Origin of the sequence: Kribbella sp. DT2, from assembly GCF_049844575.1 — a bacterium.
In the GTDB taxonomy this organism is placed as follows: Bacteria; Actinomycetota; Actinomycetes; order Propionibacteriales; family Kribbellaceae; genus Kribbella.
The window spans coordinates 200581-219680 of the sequence record NZ_JBNCLH010000001.1 but is presented as its reverse complement, the minus strand read 5'-3'; the positions used below and the strand labels follow the sequence as shown (position 1 = coordinate 219680).

General features: G+C 68.4%; 22 protein-coding genes. 12 read left to right on the top strand and 10 right to left on the bottom strand.

What is annotated here, in order from left to right:
• Nucleotides 1-33: 33 nt before the first annotated feature.
• Nucleotides 34-870 (top strand): GNAT family N-acetyltransferase, encoded by an 837-nt coding sequence (locus ACLQ2O_RS01000; RefSeq protein WP_425826121.1) that lies wholly within the window; start codon nucleotides 34-36, stop codon nucleotides 868-870.
• 141 nt (nucleotides 871-1011) lie between these two features.
• On the opposite strand, the gene ACLQ2O_RS00995 is transcribed toward ACLQ2O_RS01000, so the two are convergent.
• Together ACLQ2O_RS00995 and ACLQ2O_RS00990 are read right to left on the bottom strand one after the other, a co-directional pair.
• Nucleotides 1012-2331, bottom strand: a complete 1320-nt coding sequence (locus tag ACLQ2O_RS00995; protein ID WP_425826119.1) for a DUF1700 domain-containing protein — start codon at nucleotides 2329-2331, stop codon at nucleotides 1012-1014.
• Nucleotides 2328-2660, bottom strand: a complete 333-nt coding sequence (locus ACLQ2O_RS00990) for a PadR family transcriptional regulator (protein ID WP_425826117.1) — start codon at nucleotides 2658-2660, stop codon at nucleotides 2328-2330. The genes ACLQ2O_RS00995 and ACLQ2O_RS00990 overlap by 4 nt, the downstream gene beginning before the upstream one ends.
• 174 nt (nucleotides 2661-2834) lie before the next feature.
• Here ACLQ2O_RS00990 and ACLQ2O_RS00985 point away from each other — a divergent pair, with 174 nt between their 5' ends.
• Nucleotides 2835-3755: a helix-turn-helix domain-containing protein gene (locus tag ACLQ2O_RS00985; protein ID WP_425826115.1), complete on the top strand. Its 921-nt coding sequence runs from the start codon at nucleotides 2835-2837 to the stop codon at nucleotides 3753-3755.
• On the opposite strand, the gene ACLQ2O_RS00980 is transcribed toward ACLQ2O_RS00985, so the two are convergent.
• The 3 genes from ACLQ2O_RS00980 to ACLQ2O_RS00970 form a co-directional block, all read right to left on the bottom strand.
• Nucleotides 3752-4288, bottom strand: a complete 537-nt coding sequence (locus ACLQ2O_RS00980; RefSeq protein ID WP_425826113.1) for a hypothetical protein — start codon at nucleotides 4286-4288, stop codon at nucleotides 3752-3754. The two genes, ACLQ2O_RS00985 and ACLQ2O_RS00980, sit on opposite strands and share 4 nt — an antisense overlap.
• A 30-nt stretch (nucleotides 4289-4318) precedes the next feature.
• Nucleotides 4319-6637 (bottom strand): glycoside hydrolase family 95 protein, encoded by a 2319-nt coding sequence (locus tag ACLQ2O_RS00975; RefSeq protein ID WP_425826111.1) that lies wholly within the window; start codon nucleotides 6635-6637, stop codon nucleotides 4319-4321.
• A 62-nt stretch (nucleotides 6638-6699) separates the two neighbouring features.
• Nucleotides 6700-7266, bottom strand: a complete 567-nt coding sequence (locus ACLQ2O_RS00970) for a dihydrofolate reductase family protein (RefSeq protein ID WP_425826109.1) — start codon at nucleotides 7264-7266, stop codon at nucleotides 6700-6702.
• A 110-nt stretch (nucleotides 7267-7376) separates the two neighbouring features.
• On the opposite strand from ACLQ2O_RS00970, the gene ACLQ2O_RS00965 reads away from it, so the two are divergent.
• Nucleotides 7377-8132 carry an SAM-dependent methyltransferase gene (locus tag ACLQ2O_RS00965; protein WP_425826107.1) on the top strand — a complete coding sequence of 252 codons (756 nt, stop codon included), beginning with the start codon at nucleotides 7377-7379 and terminating at the stop codon, nucleotides 8130-8132.
• Nucleotides 8133-8136: 4 nt separating this feature from the next.
• The gene (locus tag ACLQ2O_RS00960) at nucleotides 8137-8565 is read left to right on the top strand and encodes an alpha/beta fold hydrolase (RefSeq protein ID WP_425826105.1); all 429 of its coding nucleotides are present in this window, start codon (nucleotides 8137-8139) and stop codon (nucleotides 8563-8565) included.
• 4 nt (nucleotides 8566-8569) lie between these two features.
• Here ACLQ2O_RS00960 and ACLQ2O_RS00955 read toward each other — a convergent pair whose 3' ends face one another.
• Nucleotides 8570-8947 (bottom strand): hypothetical protein, encoded by a 378-nt coding sequence (locus ACLQ2O_RS00955; RefSeq protein ID WP_425826103.1) that lies wholly within the window; start codon nucleotides 8945-8947, stop codon nucleotides 8570-8572.
• 109 nt (nucleotides 8948-9056) lie between these two features.
• Between ACLQ2O_RS00955 and cutA the strand changes: the two genes are divergently transcribed.
• From cutA to ACLQ2O_RS00925, 6 genes are all read left to right on the top strand, one after another.
• A complete protein-coding gene (gene cutA / locus ACLQ2O_RS00950) occupies nucleotides 9057-9329 on the top strand; it encodes a divalent cation tolerance protein CutA (RefSeq protein ID WP_425826101.1) in 273 nt (90 codons plus the stop codon).
• Between the two features lie 165 nt (nucleotides 9330-9494).
• Nucleotides 9495-9689 (top strand): hypothetical protein, encoded by a 195-nt coding sequence (locus ACLQ2O_RS00945; protein ID WP_425826099.1) that lies wholly within the window; start codon nucleotides 9495-9497, stop codon nucleotides 9687-9689.
• A 5-nt stretch (nucleotides 9690-9694) separates the two neighbouring features.
• Nucleotides 9695-10213 (top strand): DUF6879 family protein, encoded by a 519-nt coding sequence (locus ACLQ2O_RS00940; RefSeq protein ID WP_425826097.1) that lies wholly within the window; start codon nucleotides 9695-9697, stop codon nucleotides 10211-10213.
• On the top strand, nucleotides 10194-11051 hold the full coding sequence (locus ACLQ2O_RS00935; RefSeq protein WP_425826095.1) for a helix-turn-helix domain-containing protein: 858 nt from the start codon (nucleotides 10194-10196) through the stop codon (nucleotides 11049-11051). The genes ACLQ2O_RS00940 and ACLQ2O_RS00935 overlap by 20 nt, the downstream gene beginning before the upstream one ends.
• 47 nt (nucleotides 11052-11098) lie before the next feature.
• On the top strand, nucleotides 11099-11299 hold the full coding sequence (locus ACLQ2O_RS00930; protein ID WP_425826093.1) for a hypothetical protein: 201 nt from the start codon (nucleotides 11099-11101) through the stop codon (nucleotides 11297-11299).
• Nucleotides 11300-11501: 202 nt separating this feature from the next.
• Entirely contained in the window at nucleotides 11502-12041 is a 540-nt protein-coding gene (locus tag ACLQ2O_RS00925; RefSeq protein WP_425826091.1) for a hypothetical protein, read from the top strand.
• Between the two features lie 465 nt (nucleotides 12042-12506).
• Here ACLQ2O_RS00925 and ACLQ2O_RS00920 read toward each other — a convergent pair whose 3' ends face one another.
• From ACLQ2O_RS00920 to ACLQ2O_RS00910, 3 genes are all read right to left on the bottom strand, one after another.
• Nucleotides 12507-13169: a DUF6036 family nucleotidyltransferase gene (locus ACLQ2O_RS00920; RefSeq protein ID WP_425826089.1), complete on the bottom strand. Its 663-nt coding sequence runs from the start codon at nucleotides 13167-13169 to the stop codon at nucleotides 12507-12509.
• On the bottom strand, nucleotides 13166-13747 hold the full coding sequence (locus ACLQ2O_RS00915; protein ID WP_425826087.1) for a hypothetical protein: 582 nt from the start codon (nucleotides 13745-13747) through the stop codon (nucleotides 13166-13168). Before ACLQ2O_RS00915 ends, ACLQ2O_RS00920 begins: the two co-directional genes overlap by 4 nt.
• Nucleotides 13748-13882: 135 nt before the next feature.
• Nucleotides 13883-15844, bottom strand: a complete 1962-nt coding sequence (locus ACLQ2O_RS00910; RefSeq protein ID WP_425826085.1) for a Xaa-Pro dipeptidyl-peptidase — start codon at nucleotides 15842-15844, stop codon at nucleotides 13883-13885.
• A 145-nt stretch (nucleotides 15845-15989) separates the two neighbouring features.
• Here ACLQ2O_RS00910 and ACLQ2O_RS00905 point away from each other — a divergent pair, with 145 nt between their 5' ends.
• The gene (locus tag ACLQ2O_RS00905) at nucleotides 15990-17003 is read left to right on the top strand and encodes a LacI family DNA-binding transcriptional regulator (RefSeq protein WP_425826083.1); all 1014 of its coding nucleotides are present in this window, start codon (nucleotides 15990-15992) and stop codon (nucleotides 17001-17003) included.
• 56 nt (nucleotides 17004-17059) lie between these two features.
• Nucleotides 17060-17974 carry a 1,4-dihydroxy-2-naphthoyl-CoA synthase gene (locus tag ACLQ2O_RS00900; protein WP_425826081.1) on the top strand — a complete coding sequence of 305 codons (915 nt, stop codon included), beginning with the start codon at nucleotides 17060-17062 and terminating at the stop codon, nucleotides 17972-17974.
• Here the strand turns inward: ACLQ2O_RS00900 and ACLQ2O_RS00895 are convergent.
• The gene (locus tag ACLQ2O_RS00895; RefSeq protein ID WP_425826079.1) at nucleotides 17971-18951 is read right to left on the bottom strand and encodes a ricin-type beta-trefoil lectin domain protein; all 981 of its coding nucleotides are present in this window, start codon (nucleotides 18949-18951) and stop codon (nucleotides 17971-17973) included. The genes ACLQ2O_RS00900 and ACLQ2O_RS00895 overlap by 4 nt on opposite strands.
• Nucleotides 18952-19100 lie beyond the last annotated feature (149 nt).

Below are 19100 nucleotides of genomic sequence, written 5' to 3'. Positions count from 1 at the left end.
GCGGACCGAATTGGCTGCGGGGACAATGGTTGAGTGCGCGAAATCTTGAGTTCGACAGAGCTGGTGGCCGCGGCCGGTGGGGATGCCAAGGTGTTGTGGGCGGGCCAGGGGATGACGGACGGGACCCGGGCCTGGTACGCCGGGGACGCTCTCGCCGTGGTCGCGCCGGATCTGTCGCGGCACGACCGGATCGTGGTGCGTGGACCGGTTGACCAGGCCGCGGCGCTGGTCCGGGAGGTCCTGGGCGTCGTCGGTACGGCGTACCGGCCGTTCGGGGACGAGGAGCTGGTCCGCGGGCTGGTCGAACGGATTCCGGAGCTGAGCCTGCGGGCGACGTTCGGCTGGATGGAGATCGACGAGGCGCCGGCGTCGGCGCTGAACGCGATGCCGTTCGCGTCGGGCGGGACGATGGTGGTCGAGACCGTGACGGCGCGCTGGCTCGCGGACGACGCGGGGGTGGCCGAGCTGCTCGACGAGGCGTCGCCGACGTCGTACGCCAGGCCGGGGGACCGGGGAGTGCTCCGTTGGGCGGGCGTCGAGGACCCGACAACCGACACCGCACCCGTCGCCGGGGGTAAGGCCGCTTGGGTGTCCGCACCGGGTGACGGCAGCGCGGACTCGGCGAGGCTGCTGAGTGTCGCGGCGGACGCCTGGAGCGCGCCGGAAGTGGGCTTTCTGGCGGGGGTCGCGACCTTGCCGACCGCTCGCGGGCGAGGGCTGTCCAAGCAGGTGTGCGCGTTCGTGACGGCCGAGCTGGTCAAGCGGCACGGCCGGGTCGCGCTGATGGTTGACGGGCGCAACGACACCGCGATCGGGCTCTACCGCACACTGGGCTACAGCTACCACCCGGTCGGGGCGGCACAGCTGTAGCCCAGCAGTTGGCGGGTGTGCACGTCGCAGGCGTCGATCTGGGTCGTGCGCCGCGCGACGATCAGCTCACCAGCTCACCAGCTCACCAGCTCACCAGCTCACCAGCTCACCAGCTCACGCGGCCCGCCCGGCGCACTCGGCTCAGCGGCTCGGCGGGGGGACCGTGAGCGTGACGCCGGGAGTGGTCGGGGTGGTCGTCGGCTTGACCGGCGGCGTAGCGGTCGGACCAGAAGTCGGCGCCGACGTCGGCCCGGTGGCCGGACCCGACGTAGGCCCCGTGGTCGGACCCGACGTGGGCCCAGGCGTCGTCCCAGGTGTCGGAGTCGTCGTCGGGACCGTCGGTGTCGCGGGCGCCGGCGGCGGCACGAACGGCGCCTTCGTGGTGTCGGTGCACGACGTCGTTTCGCCGGTCGACGGGTCGACGACGGGTGAGTTCGACTCGATCGTCGCGAGCGGGAACAGGTTGCTCTCGCGGTACTCGCGGTCCCCGTACGTCGCCGCGCAGTTGTCGACCGGCAGGTTGATGGGCCGCCCGCCGTCGGTGTAGAGCCGGACGCTGACCTGCCGGCCCTGCTCGTCGAACGGGTACACGTTCTGGATCGACTCGCCGTCGAGCACCAGCCCGTTCGAGTAGTTCGACGTGCTGCTGCCGTTGTTGTCGTAGTAGCGCATCGAGAACAGCCCGTTCGACGTGCCGAGCAGAGCCCCCGCGAGCACCGCGGGCACGGACAGGATCGCGATCACGTTCAGCGGTACGACGTACCAGAGCCAGCGCCGGTCCTGCTGGCTGCGCCGCCCGATCCAGATCGACACTCCCGCACCCGCGATCGCCCCGACGACCGCGACCGCGCCGGCGCCGAACAGCGCGAAGAACCCGCCGCCGCCGAGCGCGCCGCGAGCGACCCACCAGACCGGCTGGCCGATGCTGACCAGCTCGGTCCGCACGTTCGGCGGGATCTGCGCGATCAGGCCGCGGACGAACTCGGCGCCATGCCTCCCGCGCGGGGTGTCCAGCACGACCCGCGGGCTGTTGTTGCCGAGGGCCCGGACTCCGACGTACGCGGCGACGAACAGCACCGCCAGCCCGAGCAGCCCGAAGAAGCCGACCGCTCCGCGCGAGCCGCTGAGCACGCCGATCAGGACCAGGAACGGCCCGAAGATCGCCGCAATGATTGCCCAGCGCAACGATTTCTCCGCCGCATTCTCGTTCGCGGCGACCGGCCGGGTCGATGCCGGGTAGCCGGCCGCGGTGCGCAGCTCGTCGGCGTACTGGCGCGGGGCGCCGAGCCGCTCCCAGAGCTGCGACTCGGTCGGCTCCTGCTCGAACTCGGCCGCGACCTCGGTGAGGTGGCTCGCGACGTCGTCGAGCACGTCCTCCAGCTCGCCCGGCGGCAGGTCGGCCAGCTCGGCCTTGACCTGCGCCAGATAGGTCGCGATCGTCCCGGTCAGGGTGCTGTTCACGCCGCCTCCTCCTTCTTGGTCAGCAGGCCCGCCATCGTGCCGGCGAAGTGGTTCCAGGTCTTGGTGGACTCGGTCAGCAGATCCAGGCCGATCTGGTTGAGCCCGTAGTACTTGCGGTGCGGCCCTTCCTCGCTCGGCTGCACGTACGACGTCAGCGCGCCGGCCGCGAACAGCCGCCGCAGCGTCCCGTAGACCGAGGCGTCGGCGACCTCCTCGAGCCCGGCGGCGCGCAGGCGCCGCAGTACGTCGTACCCGTACCCGTCGGCGTCGCGCAGCACGGCGAGCACGGCCAGGTCCAGTACGCCCTTCAGCAACTGGCTCGGATCCATCGACAACTCCTCGGCAAGTTCGACGCACCGCCGCCCCGGACCCCTCAGACCGGAATCGGCGGTGCTCTGCCGTTAACACTACTACACATCCCACAGTAGTCTGCATCGTCAACACCGCCGAGGTCCGCAAGATCGATCAAGTCGCGCCGGCCGTCCAGGCGGCACAGTGGATCCATGAAGGACGTGTACGCCGAGTTCGTGTCGGCCGTGGCGGAGAGTCTGGGCGGGTCCGAGCAGGCCCCGACCGGGGACGCGCTCGCCCGGCGGGCCTACCTGTCGCGGTTCCACTTCGACCGGGTGATCAGCGCCGCCGCGGGCGAGTCGCCGGCCGCGTTCCGCCGGCGGCTGCTGCTCGAGCGGGCGGCGTACCGGCTGCTGGCCGAGGACGTCGGTGTGCTGGAGATCGCGGTCGACGCCGGGTACGGCTCGCACGAGGCGTTCACCCGGGCCTTCGCGCGGGCGTACGGCATGGCGCCGCGCGCCTGGCGATGCGCGTCGTCGCGCGTGTTCTTCCTGGCCGCCCCGAGCGGCGTGCACTTCCAGCCACCGGCGGGCCTGCGCCTGCCGGCGAGGAGAAAGGTGAGAGGGATGGATGTCCTGGTCCGGATGGTCGAGCACCACGTGTGGCTCACCGGTGAACTGATCGAACGCGGTGCCCGGCTCGACGCCGAGGCACTGGACCGGCCGATCGAGGTCTCGGTCGAGGGGATCGACGACGACACGTCGATCCGGTACCTGCTGGACCGGCTGGTCTGGCAGGAGGAGATGTGGCTGGCCTCGGTCGAGGACCGGCCGTTCCAGGTGCCGGAGTGCGGCCGCTCGGTGACCACCCCGATCCCGGAGCTGCGCTCCCGGCACGCCGACGCCGGCTCGCGGTTCGTTGCCCTGGTCAACCGGTTGAACGACGAAGGCCGGTTCGACGAGAGCTTTGTCGACACCACCTGCGAACCGCCGCGCGTCTTCACGTACGGCGGGATGGTGGCGCACGTGCTCACCTTCGCGGCCCACCGGCGCTGCGTGCTCGTCGGCGCCTTCCACAGCGCCGGGATCACCGACCTCGGCTTCGGCGACCCGATGGAGTTCGTCGCGGGCTAGTCGCAGTCGGACGGCGTGAACTCGTCGAGCGACGAGACGCGGTACTCGTCCTCGTAGACCCCGGACGCCGACTTCACCTGTACGCCGTACCGGACGTCGCCCGGCTTCAGCGTCTTCAGATCGTTCGGCGTGAAAACCGTTTGCCCACCAAACGATTTGTGCCCGTCGCCCCAACTACGGACCTTGTACGACGTCCCCGGCCGCAGCTCCGGCACCACGGTCACCGGGTCCCACCCGGAGCCGCCGGTCCCGACCGCGATCTGCTGGAGCTTCTTCGAGCCCTCCGAAACCGTGTAGACGGCGATCGGGAGGCTCGGGTCGACGCCCGGAGAGTTCTTCTCGGTGCGCGACTCGTCGAAGACCTGCAGCTCGACCATGTCGCCTTCCTTGCAGTCCTCCAGCACGATCACCGGCCGGCCCGCTCCGTCGACGGTCATCCCGACCTTGGCCGCGGCGAACCTCGGCCCGCAGCCGGTCAGGACCGCGGTCGCACAGAGCACGGCCGCGGTCAGACCGATCGGAGCGAGGCGCATCCACTCAGGCTAGGGCCCGCGGGGGTCCTCCTAGGACAGCGTGATCCGGGCGGTCTCGCCAGCAGCGAGGTCGAGCTCGATCAGCTCGTCACCCCACCGGACCTGCTGCGGGGTCGCCCGCTCCGCCGCGGTGATCTCGGCGGCCGTGAGCTTGCCGTTCGCCCACTCCACATCGACCGTGTATCCACCTCGCGCCCGGAGCCCCTTGATGCTTCCGCCAGGCCAGCTCGTCGGCAGTGCCGGCAGCAGCTCGATCTCCGCGCCGGTCGACTGCACGAACATCTCGGCCATCGCGCCGGTCCCGCCGGAGTTGCCGTCGAAGGCGTAGATGTTCTCGTCCACGCCCGCGATGCCGGCCACGGAGTACGACAGCAGGTTGTCCTCACTCGCGTCCGCGATCAACGACCGCAGGTGCTGCAACGCCAGATCGCCCTTCTGCAGCCGCGCGGAGAACGCGGTCAGGTTGGCCTCGACCCACTCGGTCTGCTCCCAACCGTCCGCATGCTGCCGCCGGTCGATGACAACCTCCGCCGCGCGCGCCAGCTCCGGCGTCTCCCGCGGCGTGATCTGCCGTTCGGGATAGACGGAGATCAGGTGCGAGGTGTGCCGATGGTTCGGCTCGGCCTCGTCGAAGTCGTGCAGCCATTCCTGCAGCTGCCCGTGCTTGCCGACCTGGAACGGCGGCAGCTTTCCCCTTGCTTTCCTGACCTCGGCGCGGAAGTCGTCGTCAAGGCCGAGCAGCTCGGACGCCTCCCCGCAGATCCTGAAGAGCGCCTCGATCAGCACCCGGTCCGTCGTGTTGCCCAACGAGACCGAGCACTTCTCCCCGTCCGCGGTGAGGTACCAGTTCTCCGGCGAGTCCGACGGCCCACTCAGCAGGTAGCCGGTCTCCGGGTCCTCGGTCAGGTACGCCAGGAAGAACTGCGCCGCGTCTTTCAGCACCGGATAAGCCCGCTCCGCCAGGAAGTCCAGGTCCCGGTGGTACTCGAAGTGCTCCCACAACTGCAGCGAGATCCAGATCCCGCTCGTCACGTGCAGACCCCAGCCGAGTCCCCACCCGGGCGCGGTGTAGCTCCAGGCGTTCGACACCGTGTGCGAAACCCACCCCGGCGCGCCGTACATCTCCGCCGCCGTCTTGCTCCCACTCGTGCGCAACCCGTCGATCAACCCGAACAGCGGTGTGTGGCACTCCCCGAGGTTGGTGATCTCGGCAGCCCAGTAGTTCTGCTGCGTGTTGATGTCGAGGTGAAAGTCGTTCGTCCACGGCCCGCCGGACGCCCGCCCATCGTTCCACAATCCCTGCAACGCAAGGGGAAGCGGCGAGTTGTCACGGGATCCCGCGATCGTCAGGTACCGCCCGTACTGGAAGTACAAGGCAACCAATTCCGGATCGTCCGCGCCCTTCGCGAACAGCGCACGCCGCTCGTCGGTCGGCAGCCGACCCGCCTCACCACGGCCGAGGTCGAGGCCCACCCGCCCCATCAGCGCCGCGTGATCCTCGACATGCGCCGCCTTCAGCACGTCGTACGCCGGTACGTCGCGCAGCCCCTCGCTCGCCTGCCCCGCCGGATCGGCCCCGAGCCAGTCGGTGCCCACAGCAACAATCACCGTGACCGTGGTCGCGCCGCCGACCTCCAGCACGTCCTCCGCGTCACTCGGCGCGACAGTCCCGTCGGTCAGCACCTTCGCGTGGATCTCGACGGTGCTTCCCACCTTCCCGTTGCTGTGCAGGTCCTCGTACGCCTGCCCCCGCAGTACCAGCGTCTCGCCGTCGGCCGTCACCTCGGCGGGAATCCCGTCCCCGCTGAAGCTCACCGTGTGCGCCACCGGCGCGCTGCTGGTCGCCCGCACGACCAGTACGCCGGCGACATTGCTCGCGAACACCTCACGCTCAACCGTCACCCCACCCCGGCGGAAGCGCGACCGGACGATCGCGTCGCCGAGCTCCAGCGACCGCTCGTACTCACCGACCTCGCCGTCGACCTCGTGGTCGATCACCAGCTCCGGCAACGACACGTTGGTCCCGAACGACGAGGGCGTCCCCGGCAGGTGCTGGTCGGCCAGGGCCTGCGCCTCGGCGTACTCGCCGGCGAGCAGCAGCCGACGGATCTGCGGCAGGTATTTCAGCGCCGTCGAGCTGACGTCGCTGCTCCCCGGCGCGCCCGACCAGGCCGTCGACGCCGACAGACGCACGCGCTCGGCGTCGTACCCGGAGAACACCATCCCGCCGACGAACCCGTTGCCGACCGGCAACGCCTCGAACCACCGCTCGGCCGGCCCGGCGTACCAAAGCCGCCCCGCCGGTACGACGCCGCCCGCGGCCCGCTCAACCACCTCACGCTTCAGCACCGCATCACCCTAATTCCCGCCTCCGGGCCGGACACGCACCGGACCTCCCGCTGAGACGAGCCTCAACCGTGCAGGGTCGGCCGGTAGATCAGCTCCTGGGTGTTGCCGTCGAGCGTCCGGCTCTCGAGCAGCTCGAGATCGAAGTCCGCCGCGCCCTCGAACAACCGGACCGCGCTGGTCTGGCCGGTGAGCACGGGGAAGATCGTCAGCTGGACCCGATCGACCAGGCCGGCGGCCAGCAGCGCCCGGTTCAGCGACACGCTCCCGTGCGACCGCAGCGGTACGTCGGACTCCTCCTTCAGCCGCGTGACGACCTCGACGGCGTCCCCGCTCTCCAGCGTCGCGTCCGGCCAGTCGAGCGGCCCGCTGAGCGTGCTCGACACGACCGTCGCCGGCAGGTCCCGCATCCGCGTGATCCAGGTGTCCATCCCGTCGGCCGCGCCAAGGATCGCCACGTTGGTCCGGTACGTCGTCGCGCCGTACACCATCCGCTGCGCCTCGCCGTACTGCTCAGCCCGCCGCGCGAGAAACTCCGGCCCTTGCTTGCTCCAGTAGCCACCCCAGCCGCCGGTGTGCGACCCGAACCCGTCGAGACTGGAAAAGATGTCGTACGTGTAGCGGGCAGTCATGCTGACCTCCTCGGTCGAGTGTCCGTTCACCCCTCCAACGAACAGCTCACCCCAGATCCGACGGATATTTGGTTGCCTCTTGCGCGAGTCCCTCGCCACACTGCGTTCCAATGGATGATGCCGAGCTCGCCCAGTTGCTGAGAAACGACCGCTACCCGCGGTCTGCCGCCTACTCCGCCCGCTGGATGGTCGACGGCGCGATGGGCCCGAACCCCGTCTGGCAGGCCGAGGCGTTGACCGAGCTCATGCCGCTGAGCCCCGGCCGGCGAGTCCTCGACCTGGGCTGCGGCACCGCGCTGAGCTCGATCTTCCTGGCCAAGGAGTACGACGTCGAGGTCTGGGCCACCGACCTGTGGATCCAGCCCGGCGAGAACCTCCACCGCATCACCGAGGCCGGGGTCGCGGATCGGGTCCACCCGATCCACGCCGAGGCGCACGCCCTCCCGTACGCCGAGAACTTCTTCGACGCCATCGTCAGCATCGGCGCCTACCACTACTTCGGCACCGACGACCTCTACCTCGGCTACCTGACCCGCTTCCTGAAACCCGGCGGCCGGCTGGCCATCGCCCTTCCCGGCTCGGCCGAGGAGTACGAGACGCTGCCGCCGCCGCATCTCACGCCGTACTGGAAGTGGGACTTCTGCGCCTGGCACAGCCCTGGCTGGTGGCGTCAGCACTGGGAGCGAACCGGGCTGGTCACCGTCGAGGTCGCCGACCAACTCCCGCACGGCTGGGACGACTGGCTCCAGTGGAACGAGGCGTGCGACCTCGACGGCGGTCAACCAGGCCGGGAAGAAGCCCAGATGCTCCACGCCGACGCAGGCCGAACCCTGGGCCTCACCCGAGCCGTCGCCCACCTACGCTGAATCGATGAAATTCGTCCTGGTACCAGGTGGCTGGCAAGGCGGCTGGGTCTTCGACGCGCTCGCCGCGGATCTCCGCCAGGCCGGGCACGAGGTCGAAGCGGTCACCCTCTCAGGCCTGGAACAAGACACCCCAGCCGACTTCGCGAGCGCACCCAACCTCGACACCCACATCAACCAGGTAGCCGACCTCATCGCCACCAGCGATGACGCGCGTCTCGTCCTCTGCGGCCACAGCTACGCCGGGTTGGTGATCGCAGGCGTAGCCGCCAGCGGCGGTCCCTGGCCAGGCACCCCTTTCGGCCCACTGACCGACCGCCTACGCAACGACCCCGCCTGGACCTTCCACGAAATCCCGGTAGGCCACAACATCGCCCGCCGAGACCCGCACGCCCTCGCCGCCGTACTCGCCGCCCTGCCGCCGTCGGTCAGCTAGATCCTCAGCGCTCGGACGAGATCCCCTGGTCGATCAGCCCCAGCATCATCGCGAGCTCGGTTGCTCCTTGCCCCCCGTCCCACAAGACGGTCGGGAGCTTCGGCCGGCAGTCGGCCCGGATCAGCGTCCGCTCCGGCCCCAGAGCACGAAAGCTCAGCGTGATCCGCAGTCCCCAGGTCCAGGCGTTCCTCTTCCGAGTGAACTCCGCACGCTCCGCGGACAAACTCACCAGCCGCGGCTCGTCGATCACGTGGGCCAGATCGTCAACCACCTCAACCACCGTGCCGACCGACACAGGCACAGTCACCGCCCCGGTACTCCGCGCCATCCGCGTCGAGATGCTGTAGGGATCGTTGTCGGTACGAGGCTCGGCGGGCTCCATAGAACCTCCGTACCCACCCCATCAACCACCCGAAACATGGCGGCATCTCGCCAGCAATTGTGCTGCACATAATCGCACTCTCAAGCATGCCGGACCTAGGCTGAGCGGCATGTCTGGCTACGTGCAGGTCTCAACGGCTACAGCGACTCGCGCCGCGGCGGTAGCGCTCGCAGGTTCAGCGGTCGGGGCGGGTCTAGCCGCAGGCGCTCAGGTCGTCGGACCTGTTGTCTCGGTCTTCTGGCATGAGGGTCAGTACGGCGAGGGCGAGGAATGGCAGGTGCTGTTGAAGACGACAGAACGCCGCTACTCCGACCTAGAAGTGCACCTGCTGGAAACCACCCGTGGACCAACCCCGAGGTCTGCGCCGTACCGATCACCGTAGGTTCAGCGGGATACCTGGACTGGCTTGATCGGACGACGAAGGGTTGAGCGGCAGCCCACCCGGAAGGTCTTCTCGCAACTTCTGGCAACATCGGTGACAGGCAACAATGAGTAACCCCAGACTCGGCAGGGCAAGGTCACGCAACGACGAAAGCAGGGGCACATCATGAAGCTGACTCTCATCGCCGGCGACCCGGACTCCCAGCCGACCAACTCGCCCACCCTCTACAAGACCGACCGAGGAAGCTGGGTGGTTCAGGGCTGGGTCGTCGACGACCCGGATGCACTGGCCACGCTCGATCTTCCGAACGGCGAGACCGCCGTCGAGATCCCGGACCGCATGATCCAGTTCTTCAAGTAGGACCTGTGGACGAGATCACCGACGACGACTTTCAAGGTCTGCTGAAGACCTTCAAGCGCACTTCGATCCACCTGGAGACTCGCGACGCCTACGGGACCGAAGTCGAACTCCCGCACATGGCGAAGTGGGCGAATGGTGAGCCGGACGACCTCGACTGGCTCCAAGACTGGTGCACCACGCTCCGCGAGCATGTGGCAGCGGGTCGTACGGTGAAGCGCGCTCGCATCGTCTCCGAGCCGCTGAGCGACTATCAGCGGTGGACGCTCGCCATCGGTCACCCGATCGTGGAAGCCGGTGAGGACGTGCGATTCGTCCCCAGACGCCAGGTCTCGGAACTCTGCTTTCCAGGCAACGACTACTACCTGTTCGACGACGAGAGAGTGGTCTTCCTGCACTACTCCGGGGCCGGCCTGAACAACGCCCTGACGACCACGACGAACCCGGCCACGGTCGAGATGTGCCGCAAGGCCTTCGACCAGGTGTGGCCGTTGACGACGCCTTACCTTGAGTACAAGCCCGAATAGCGCAGCGAGGAAGGTACAGGAAGCCCTGGGGCTTCGCCTTCGAGACCTGCGCAAGGATGCCGGCCTGACCGGTCGCGAGCTGGCCGCCGCGACCGGTTGGCACTTCACGCGGATCAGCAAGCTGGAGCACGGCGTCCAGCCACCCACCGACCGGGACATTCGCACTTGGTGCGAGGTCTGCGGTGCCGAGGACCAAGCCACTGACCTGATCGCCCAGGCACGCGCGATCGAGTCCATGTACGTCGAGTTCCGGCGGCGCTCGCGCTCAGGTGTGAAACACCTGATGCTCGCCTTCCAGGACGCCTACGACCACGCCGAACAGTTCAGGATCTACGAGCACAACGTCATCCCCGGCCTGTTCCAGACCGCGGACTACATCCGCGCGATGTTGAACTTCTGGATGGGATTCCTCGACGCCGAGAACGACATCGACGAGGCCATCGCAGCGAGACTGGAACGCCAGCAGATCGTCTACGAGAGCAGAAGACGCTTCGCCGTAGTACTGGAGGAAAACGCCCTCCGGACGTGGTTCGGCACAGCCGAAACGATGGCCGGCCAACTCGACCGCCTGCTGACCGTGATGACACTCCCCAACGTTGCCCTCGGCATCGTGCCGACGATGATCGAGCGCCAAGCCGTCGGCTCAGCAGGCTTCTGGATGTTCGACGACAAGCTGGTCACCCTCGAAACTACCACCGCCAGCATCGAGGTCTCGCAGCAACAAGAGATCGCCCTGTACACCCGCATGTTCGACCTGCTGCGCCAGTCAGCGGTCTACGGCCGCGACGCCCGAGCGATCATCATCAACGTGCAAAACGAGTTGGCCAGCAGCAACTAGGCGCAACGATCTAGCCCCCCATCCCGCCCGCTCCATAGCGTCTTCTCATGACATCACCAGGGGCCGCCGGGCAGACGGGCGTCGAGTGGGGTGGCCAACCCACCGACGGCGACGAAGCCGAATGGCCCCCGCTCCATCCCGCCGAACGTTGCGACGGCGAAAACCCCATGACCAGCCGCCCCTGCGTCAACGGCCACCACCACGGCTACCACCGCGACACCACCGGCGCGGAGTGGCTCGACGACTAACCCCCTGACCGGCGGGGCCGGCGCGCTGACCCCTGCATTCGCGCCCGCCCTGCCTTCCACCCAGCGACCCTGGCGGAGTTCGTCACAGCCGGGGGCGCTTCGCGTCAGCTCGCTCGCTGCGGCGTCAGGATCAGTTTCAGGGGGCAATCGGGAGGCGCAGAGGCCTCCTCACCGACCGGTTCGACCGGCTAGTTTCATGAACATGGAGAATGAAGGTCGATCAGCTGAGGCGCAACCAGGCCCGATTGCAGCGTGGGAGTCGTCAATGCTTCCTCGCGGCATCGTGGAACTCCTGCATGAACCGCGTTCTCTGAGCCAGCTCGCCGGCGAACTGGGCGCGACCGATGGTCGGGTTCTCTGGTACTTGGTCAAGCTTCGCGGCGCAGGCCGAGTTGTCGAGCATTTGGGTCTTTGGACCCGCACCGCTGCCGGCGCCGACCTTGCTGGTAGCTCGGGTGCTCAGCTCGGTAATGACTGCACAATCCTTCCAGGCCGGACAGCGTTCGACTACGTGCAGGCGAATGCTGACGCCGCCGCCGGTGTGTTCGGCTCGGAGTTCGTTCAGGCCACGGGCGAACACGCAGGACGAGTACCCTACGAGCGCGTTGTGGAATTCAACGAACGTCTGCTCAGCCTGATTGGTGAGTACTTCGCCCCAGAGCGGATCGACCCGGCGGCGAGCCCGAAGTACGGCTTTCACTGGATCCTGACACCTGTGGATCTGCATCCGTTGGACGAGTGATCCGCATCCCCCAGGTCCAGACGTTCCCCTTCCGACTGAACTCCGCACCGTCTGCGGACAAACTCACCAGCCGTGGCTGGTCGATCACGTGAAACAGATCGTCAACCACCTCAACCACGGTCTCGACCGACACAGGCACAGTCATCGTCCCGGTACTCCGCGCCACCCGCGTCGAGATGCCGTAGGGATTGTCATCAGCACGGATATCGGCGGGCTCCATGAAACCTCCGTACCCAACCCACCAACCACCCGAAACGTGACCCCCGGGCCAGCGAACCAGCCGAGCTCACGCATCAACGAACTCACACGCAGCCAACAGCAAGCAACCCACAAAGCCCACCCGACCGGTAGTCCAAGCCCGCGCCGCCGTACTCGCCGCCCTGCCCCGGGGACGTCAGCCGGACCTGGAAACGTGGCGGCATCGAAACCCTCATGATGAGCGAACTCGGAACCACTTGAATCGCCTTAGCTCCACTCCCGGGAAGGGCCACGATCCTGGCGCTGGACGCGGGGAGGCTTCGTGGCCTCAGCCGGCGCCGCGCGTACCGGCCCGGACCGGTGTTTCGCCAGCAGACGTTCGGCTCTGACTGCCAGAAGATGAATCTCGCTTTCGACGTCCTTGCTGCCGAGAATGAACTCGAGCGAGTCCTCATCGGTGTAGTAGCGGGACACCAACTGTTCGAGGTGGTCGGCCGATGCGTTCTGCAAGCCGAGCCGCGTGGCGAGCACGACGATGTCGGGAGCGTCTTTGCGGCGCTGGGCAATCAACTTGGTGGCCAACAGGAACTCGTCGGTGGCGTAGGAGATGTGCAGACCAGGCGCATCGTCGCGTTGCAATGCGCCTTCCGGCAGCGGTGGCATCCACGGACTGGCGCGGGTGTTCAGCCAGTCTTCGGGCAGCTTGCGTTGACTTGCCATCGCACGAGCTTCGTCGACGACGGCCTCGTCGCGCGTAATGGCATCGACGTCCTCTGTACGGCGGGGGCTGTCGGTCGAGGTGACAGCGATCGCAGCGCCTCCGACGACGAAGACCGAGGCGGAAATGCCGCGTGTCTTCAGTCGTTTGTCGAGATCCGAGAGCAGATCGACAATCTCTGCGGCGCTGAACTCGTTGCGTGCATCGCTCATGCCGTCACCAAGTCGCGGGCTGGAACAAAGATGTTGACCGCCGCCAGGTACGCAGGAGTCTGCTCGATGATTTCGTCACGCTCCAGGAACGGATGCTGGGGAATCCATGGATCCGCGAGAGCCTCGACACTGCTCCACTCGGGTGGATTTTCACCTGCAGCCTCGAACTCGCGTGCGGTCAAGACGGCAAGCAACGTGTCGAACCCTGCCTGACCAGTCGTTCCCGGTGCAGCCTCCCAAGCAGCTTCGGAGCCGTCATGACGGCGTAACAACAAGCGCAGGTGGTCGCGGCCCTGAAGCAACATCCGCCAAGCCCAATCCTCGTCGTTCGCCTCCCTGATGGCCGCCGCGGTTGCCGGAGCAGTCATGATCCGGTACTCGCGTGCCGCGTGGAGCGCATGACCGATCCGTCGAGCCCGCAGGAAGAACTGCGCCGTCGGCTTGGTCCGGCCGGACCGGTAGGTAGAGAAGCGCGAAGCGGAAGTACCGAGCGCAGTCGCGAACGCGGCCTGAGACAATCCGCTCTCGGCAAGGGCGCAGTTGAGCTGTTCGACGACCGCCTGACTGTCCTTGTCCACGTTCCCGCTCCCAGGTTTGTTATCTAATCAGATAATACACTCTAGGGCGCAAGCCCGCGCCCAGGGTGGGTGGGAGCGGACTGCGTAGGTCGCGACGAAGGAGCGACCGGAGCCGGCCGCGTGGGGGAAGCAGTCCTAGCCGAGAGGGTCGTGGAGGTTGGGGCGTTGGGTGGGCGTCGTGATGTCCACGTCCAGGGGCTGGATCTTGGTGGGGGCGGGGACCTTGCCGGCGGTGACGGGCAGGTTCAGTTTGCTGTGGGCGAGGTCGATGTCGACCGTCGCGCCCGTGTCGTTGGGGGTGGTCCACTCGGTGTCGGAGAGTGTGACGGCGAGGCCGAGGGTTCGGCCCTTGGGGATTACTTCGTCCTGGGCCCTCAGGGGCACGGTGACTGTCGTCCACTTGCCGGGGGTCAGCGGCTTGGGGTGGGCGAGGGAGGAGCTGTGGGCGGCGTCGATCCAGCCTCGGCTGACGATGCCGTGGTCGCTGGGTTCGGTGAGCTTTTCGACGGTGTAGTAGCAGCTGTCGTCGTAGTCGGTGCTGGAGCCTTCACACGTCGAAGTGTTCGTACGACGGACGCCCGCGTAGCGCTCGGCCTCGCCGTACTCGATCAGGCGGGCGGTGACGGGCGTGGTGACGGAGTCCGATCGGACCCGCAGCGTGACCGTGGGGGTGCCGCTGAGGCGAATGGTCGCGGGCAGCGGGGCGGACAGGAACATCTGGCGCCCGGCGATCACCTCAGAAGGGGTCGCGACGATGGTGTCCTCGGTCAGCGACGGGTCGTCGGTGACGGTGACCGTTCCCTTGCCGTAGGCACCTAGTTTGCCGGCGGCCAGGGGGACCGGCACGGTGCGGGACACGGCGGGCCAGGTCGAGTAGTCGCGCCAGACGTCCGGTGCGACCTCCACCGACGCCTGCGGCTCACGCATCACTCCGTTGGCCAAGCCCTGCAACCAGTAGTCGAACCACTCGTGCAGCTCGTCCACCCACTCGTCGCGGCGGAACTCGAAGGGGTCGACGTGGTCCTCGAGGCCGAGCCAGATCTTGCGGGGGACGCGGTTCTTGGCCAGGGCATCCCACCACTGGGCGAAGTGGTTGGTCTGGACGTTGTAGTCGCCGAGGCCGTGCGTGACGAAGACCGACGCCTTGATGTTGCGGGCGTCCTTCACGTAGTCGCGCTCGGCCCAGAAACGGGTGTAGTCGCCGGTCTCGTCGTCGTCGGACTCACCGAGGTCGGCCCGTACGGCGTCGCAGGCGGGCGTGTCGTGGCCGACGTACGCACCGAGCCAGGGCATGTAGTCGATCGAGTACGGCACCCCGCCGGAGCGCGAGTAGTCGTACCAGGAGGAGATCGCCGAGATCGGCACGATCGTCTTCAGGCCCCGTACGCCGGTGGCCGCGACCGCGTTGGCCAGCGTTCCGTCGTACGACTTGCCGATCATCCCGACGGCGCCGGTCGTCCACGAGGCGCGCACGACCCCACCATCGGCGGAGTGAGCGGTGTTGCGCCCGTTCAGCCAGTCGATCACCGCGACGACCGAGTCGACCTCGTCCTCGCCGCCGACGTCGCCGCAGCCGGTGGAGCGGTTGGTGCCGACGATGTCGACGCCGACCACCGCGTACCCGCGCGGGACGAAGTAGTTGTCGTAGTACAGCGGCATCTTCTGGATCACGCCGCCGGCGTCGTAGGTCTTCTTCTCGTTCTCGTTGCCGCGCCCGCAGCAGGAGTAGTACGGCGACGCGTCCATGATCACCGGGATCCGGACGCCGGCGGCGTCGGTCTCCCGGGGCCGGACGATGTCGACCGCGATCTTGTCGTCGACGCCGTCGTCGTCGGTGTCCATCCGGGTGTCGACGTAGACCGACTCGCGGATCGCGCCGGCGTAGTCGTAGACCGGCTTGGTGCTCTTCGTCCGGGAGTCCACGTGCGCGGGCACACCACCGGCCAGGCTCGCCTCGAGGGCGGCGTCGGACCCCGCGGGGGCCACGGAGGGCGCTCCGTCGGGGGCCGGGGCCGCCGTCGCGGTGCCGGCGAGGGCGGTCAGGCAGAGCACGGTGGACGAGGCCAGGACGGTCACCCTGGCGCGGACGGTCGTCATGGCTCGGAAGGCTAGTCATTCCCCGGCGCAGAAGCCAGGCTCTGACGACATTCCCGGAGACTTCCCGGCCACGCAGCGTGAGCGACACCACTGGTCCGATAGGGTGACCGCCACCCGGGGGGAGCCAAAGGAAGGTGGGTGGCCAGTGAATCTGCGAGCACCGGTGACATTGCTGGACGTCGCGCAGCGGGCAGGGGTGTCGGTCGCGACCGCCTCCCGCGTGCTGAACGGCGGCGACCGGGTTCCACGCCCGGAGCTGCAGGAACGCGTCCGCGAGGCGGCCGCGGAGCTCGGCTACACGCCGAACGCGCAGGCCCAGGCGCTGGCCAAGTCGTCGACGAACGTGGTCGGCATCCTGGTGCACGACATCGAGGACCCGTACTTCGCGGCGATCGCGAACGGGGTGATGCGCGCCGCCGACGAGCGGAACCTGCTGGTCATGATGGCGAGCACGTTCCGCGACGCCGAGCGTGAGATTGCCTACTTGTCGTCGCTGCGCGCCCAGCGCGCCCGGGCCGCGGTGATGATCGGCTCCCGGCGTACCGACGCCGACCAGCTGGCCCGTACGGCGAACGAGATCGAGTCGTTCCTGGGCTCCGGCGCGGGGCTCGCCCTGGTCAGCCAGGCCGGGATGCCGGCGCACACGATCGAGCCGGACAACCGGGCGGGTGCGGCCGAGCTGGCGCGGCAGCTGGTCGGTCAGGGCTGGCGGAAGTTCGGCGTACTGGCCGGGCCGGAGCAGCTGGCGACGGCGCGGGACCGGCGGGACGGGTTCGTCGCCGGGCTGGCCGAGGCCGGCCTGGAGCCGGTGGCGGTGCTGGGCGGCGACTTCACCCGGGACGGCGGTCATGCGGCGGCGCTGGAGCTGCTGGACCGCAAGCTCGAGCTGGACTGCCTGTTCGCGGTGAACGACGTGATGGCGGTCGGTGCGATGTCGGCGCTGCGCGTGCGCGGGGTCGACGTACCGGGGCAGCTCGGTGTGGCCGGGTTCGACGACATCGCGACGCTGCGGGACGTGTGGCCTGGGCTGACGACCGTACGGCTGCCGCTGGAGCAGATGGGACGGCGCGCGCTGGAGCTCGCGATCGAGGGCGGCGACCCGCGGACCGAGACCTACGCTCCCGAGGTCGTCCTACGGGAAAGCACCATCAAGCACTGAGCAGCACAGGGACCTGAGGCGAAGCCCCCGCCGAGCACTGAAATATGCTCGGCCGGGTGACCGACCCAGCGCACGTCAGCGAGATCTTCGACCCGTCGGCCTGGAAGGCGGTCGACGGCTTCGACCTGACCGACATCACCTACCACCGCGCGGTCGACGCCGGCGTGGTGCGGATCGCCTTCAACCGCCCCGAGGTGCGCAACGCGTTCCGCCCGCAGACCGTTGACGAGCTGTACCGGGTCCTGGACCACGCGCGGATGTCCAGCGACGTCGGCTGCGTCCTGCTGACCGGCAACGGCCCGTCGGCCAAGGACGGCGGCTGGGCGTTCTGCTCCGGCGGCGACCAGCGGATCCGCGGCAAGGACGGTTACAAGTACGCCGAAGGTACGACGGCCGACTCGATCGACCCGGCCAAGGCGGGCCGGTTGCACATCCTCGAGGTGCAGCGGTTGATCCGGTTCATGCCGAAGGTCGTCATCTGCGTCGTACCGGGCTGGGCCGCCGGGGGCGGGCACAGCCTGCACGTGGTCGCGGACCTGACGCTCGCCTCGGCCGAGCACGCGCGGTTCAAGCAGACCGACGCGGACGTGGCGTCGTTCGACGGCGGGTTCGGTTCGGCGTACCTGGCCCGGCAGGTCGGGCAGAAGTTCGCCCGGGAGATCTTCTTCCTGGGTGACGAGTACGACGCCGAGGACGCGTTCCGGATGGGCATGGTGAACAAGGTCGTCCCGCACGCCGAGCTCGAGCAGGTGGCGCTGGACTGGGGCCGGAAGGTCTGCGCGAAGTCGCCGACGGCCCAGCGGATGCTGAAGTACGCGTTCAACGCGATCGACGACGGGCTGGTCGGGCAGCAGCTGTTCGCCGGCGAGGCGACCCGGCTGGCCTACGGCACGGACGAAGCGGCTGAGGGCCGCGACTCCTTCCTGGAGAAGCGGCCCGCCGACTGGTCGCCGTACCCGTACGCCTTCTAGGACTGGACCCACTTCTGGTTGCCGTCACCCGTGCAACCACGCAGGAACAGGCGCCCGCCGTTGTCACCCTTGTCGACCGTGACGCACTTGCCCTCGGCGGCCGGGTTGATCAGCTGGCCCTTCTGGGTGACGCGGAACTGCTGGGCGGCGCTGCCGTTGCAGGCGACCAGCTGGATCGCGGTGTTCTCCGCGATCGAGCCCCAGGCCAGGTCCATGCACTGGTTCAGCGCGCGGACCGTGCCGTCGGAGTTGAACGCCCAGGCCTGGTTGGCGTCGTCGTGGCAGTCCCAGACCTGCAGCGGGGTGCCGTCGGTGCCCGCGCCGGCCCGGCCGTCCTTGACGTCGATACAGCGCTTGGCGCCGTCGCTGCGCAGGGTCGCCGGGGTGCTCTTCATCGCGCGCAGCTGGTTCGAGTCCTGCTTGACCGAGTTGCCGCCGGTCTGCTGCTGACCCTTCTCGGTCACCTTCGTCGTGACGGTGGTCGTAGCCTTGGGCAACGTCACCGTCGTGCCGGGTTTCACCACGGTGACCTGGCCTCCGGGCGCCGTCACCGTGGTGGTGGCCCCAGGCAACGTCACGGTCGCGCCGGGCTTCAGCACGGTCACCTGACCACCCGGCGCGGTCACCGTCACGGTGGCGGTCGCCACTGAGACCCGCGGCTTGCCGGTCACAGTCGTCGTCGCGGTCGGTACGGCGGTCGGCGTGGCCGTCGGTGTGGTCGTGGCGCGGGACGTGAGCGGCGCGTCGACCGCCACGATCGTGTCCTTCGGAGAGTCTCCGCCGAGGTGCGTCAGCAGCGGTACGGCGACCGCCGCACCGGCCACGAAGGTGGCGACGAAGGCCGTGGTCATCCAGGCGCGGCGATCGGGCAGCGACGCCACGCGCGGGGTCAGCGGACGCCGGGCGAACGTCCCGGCGAACCGGGACGAACCGGGCCCGGCGGGCCTGCGGGCGCGGGAGAATCGGGTGGGCCGCACGTTGACTCCATGGCTTCTAGGGCGATCAGCCGGCCGCCTCCGGGAGGGGCTGCCTCCCCGAGGATCACCCGGCTCCCGGGCCCGAGTCAAACATCGCCACGAGATCACCTGCTGGTCACCAGATGAGCGCCAGTCGTTACTCATCGTTC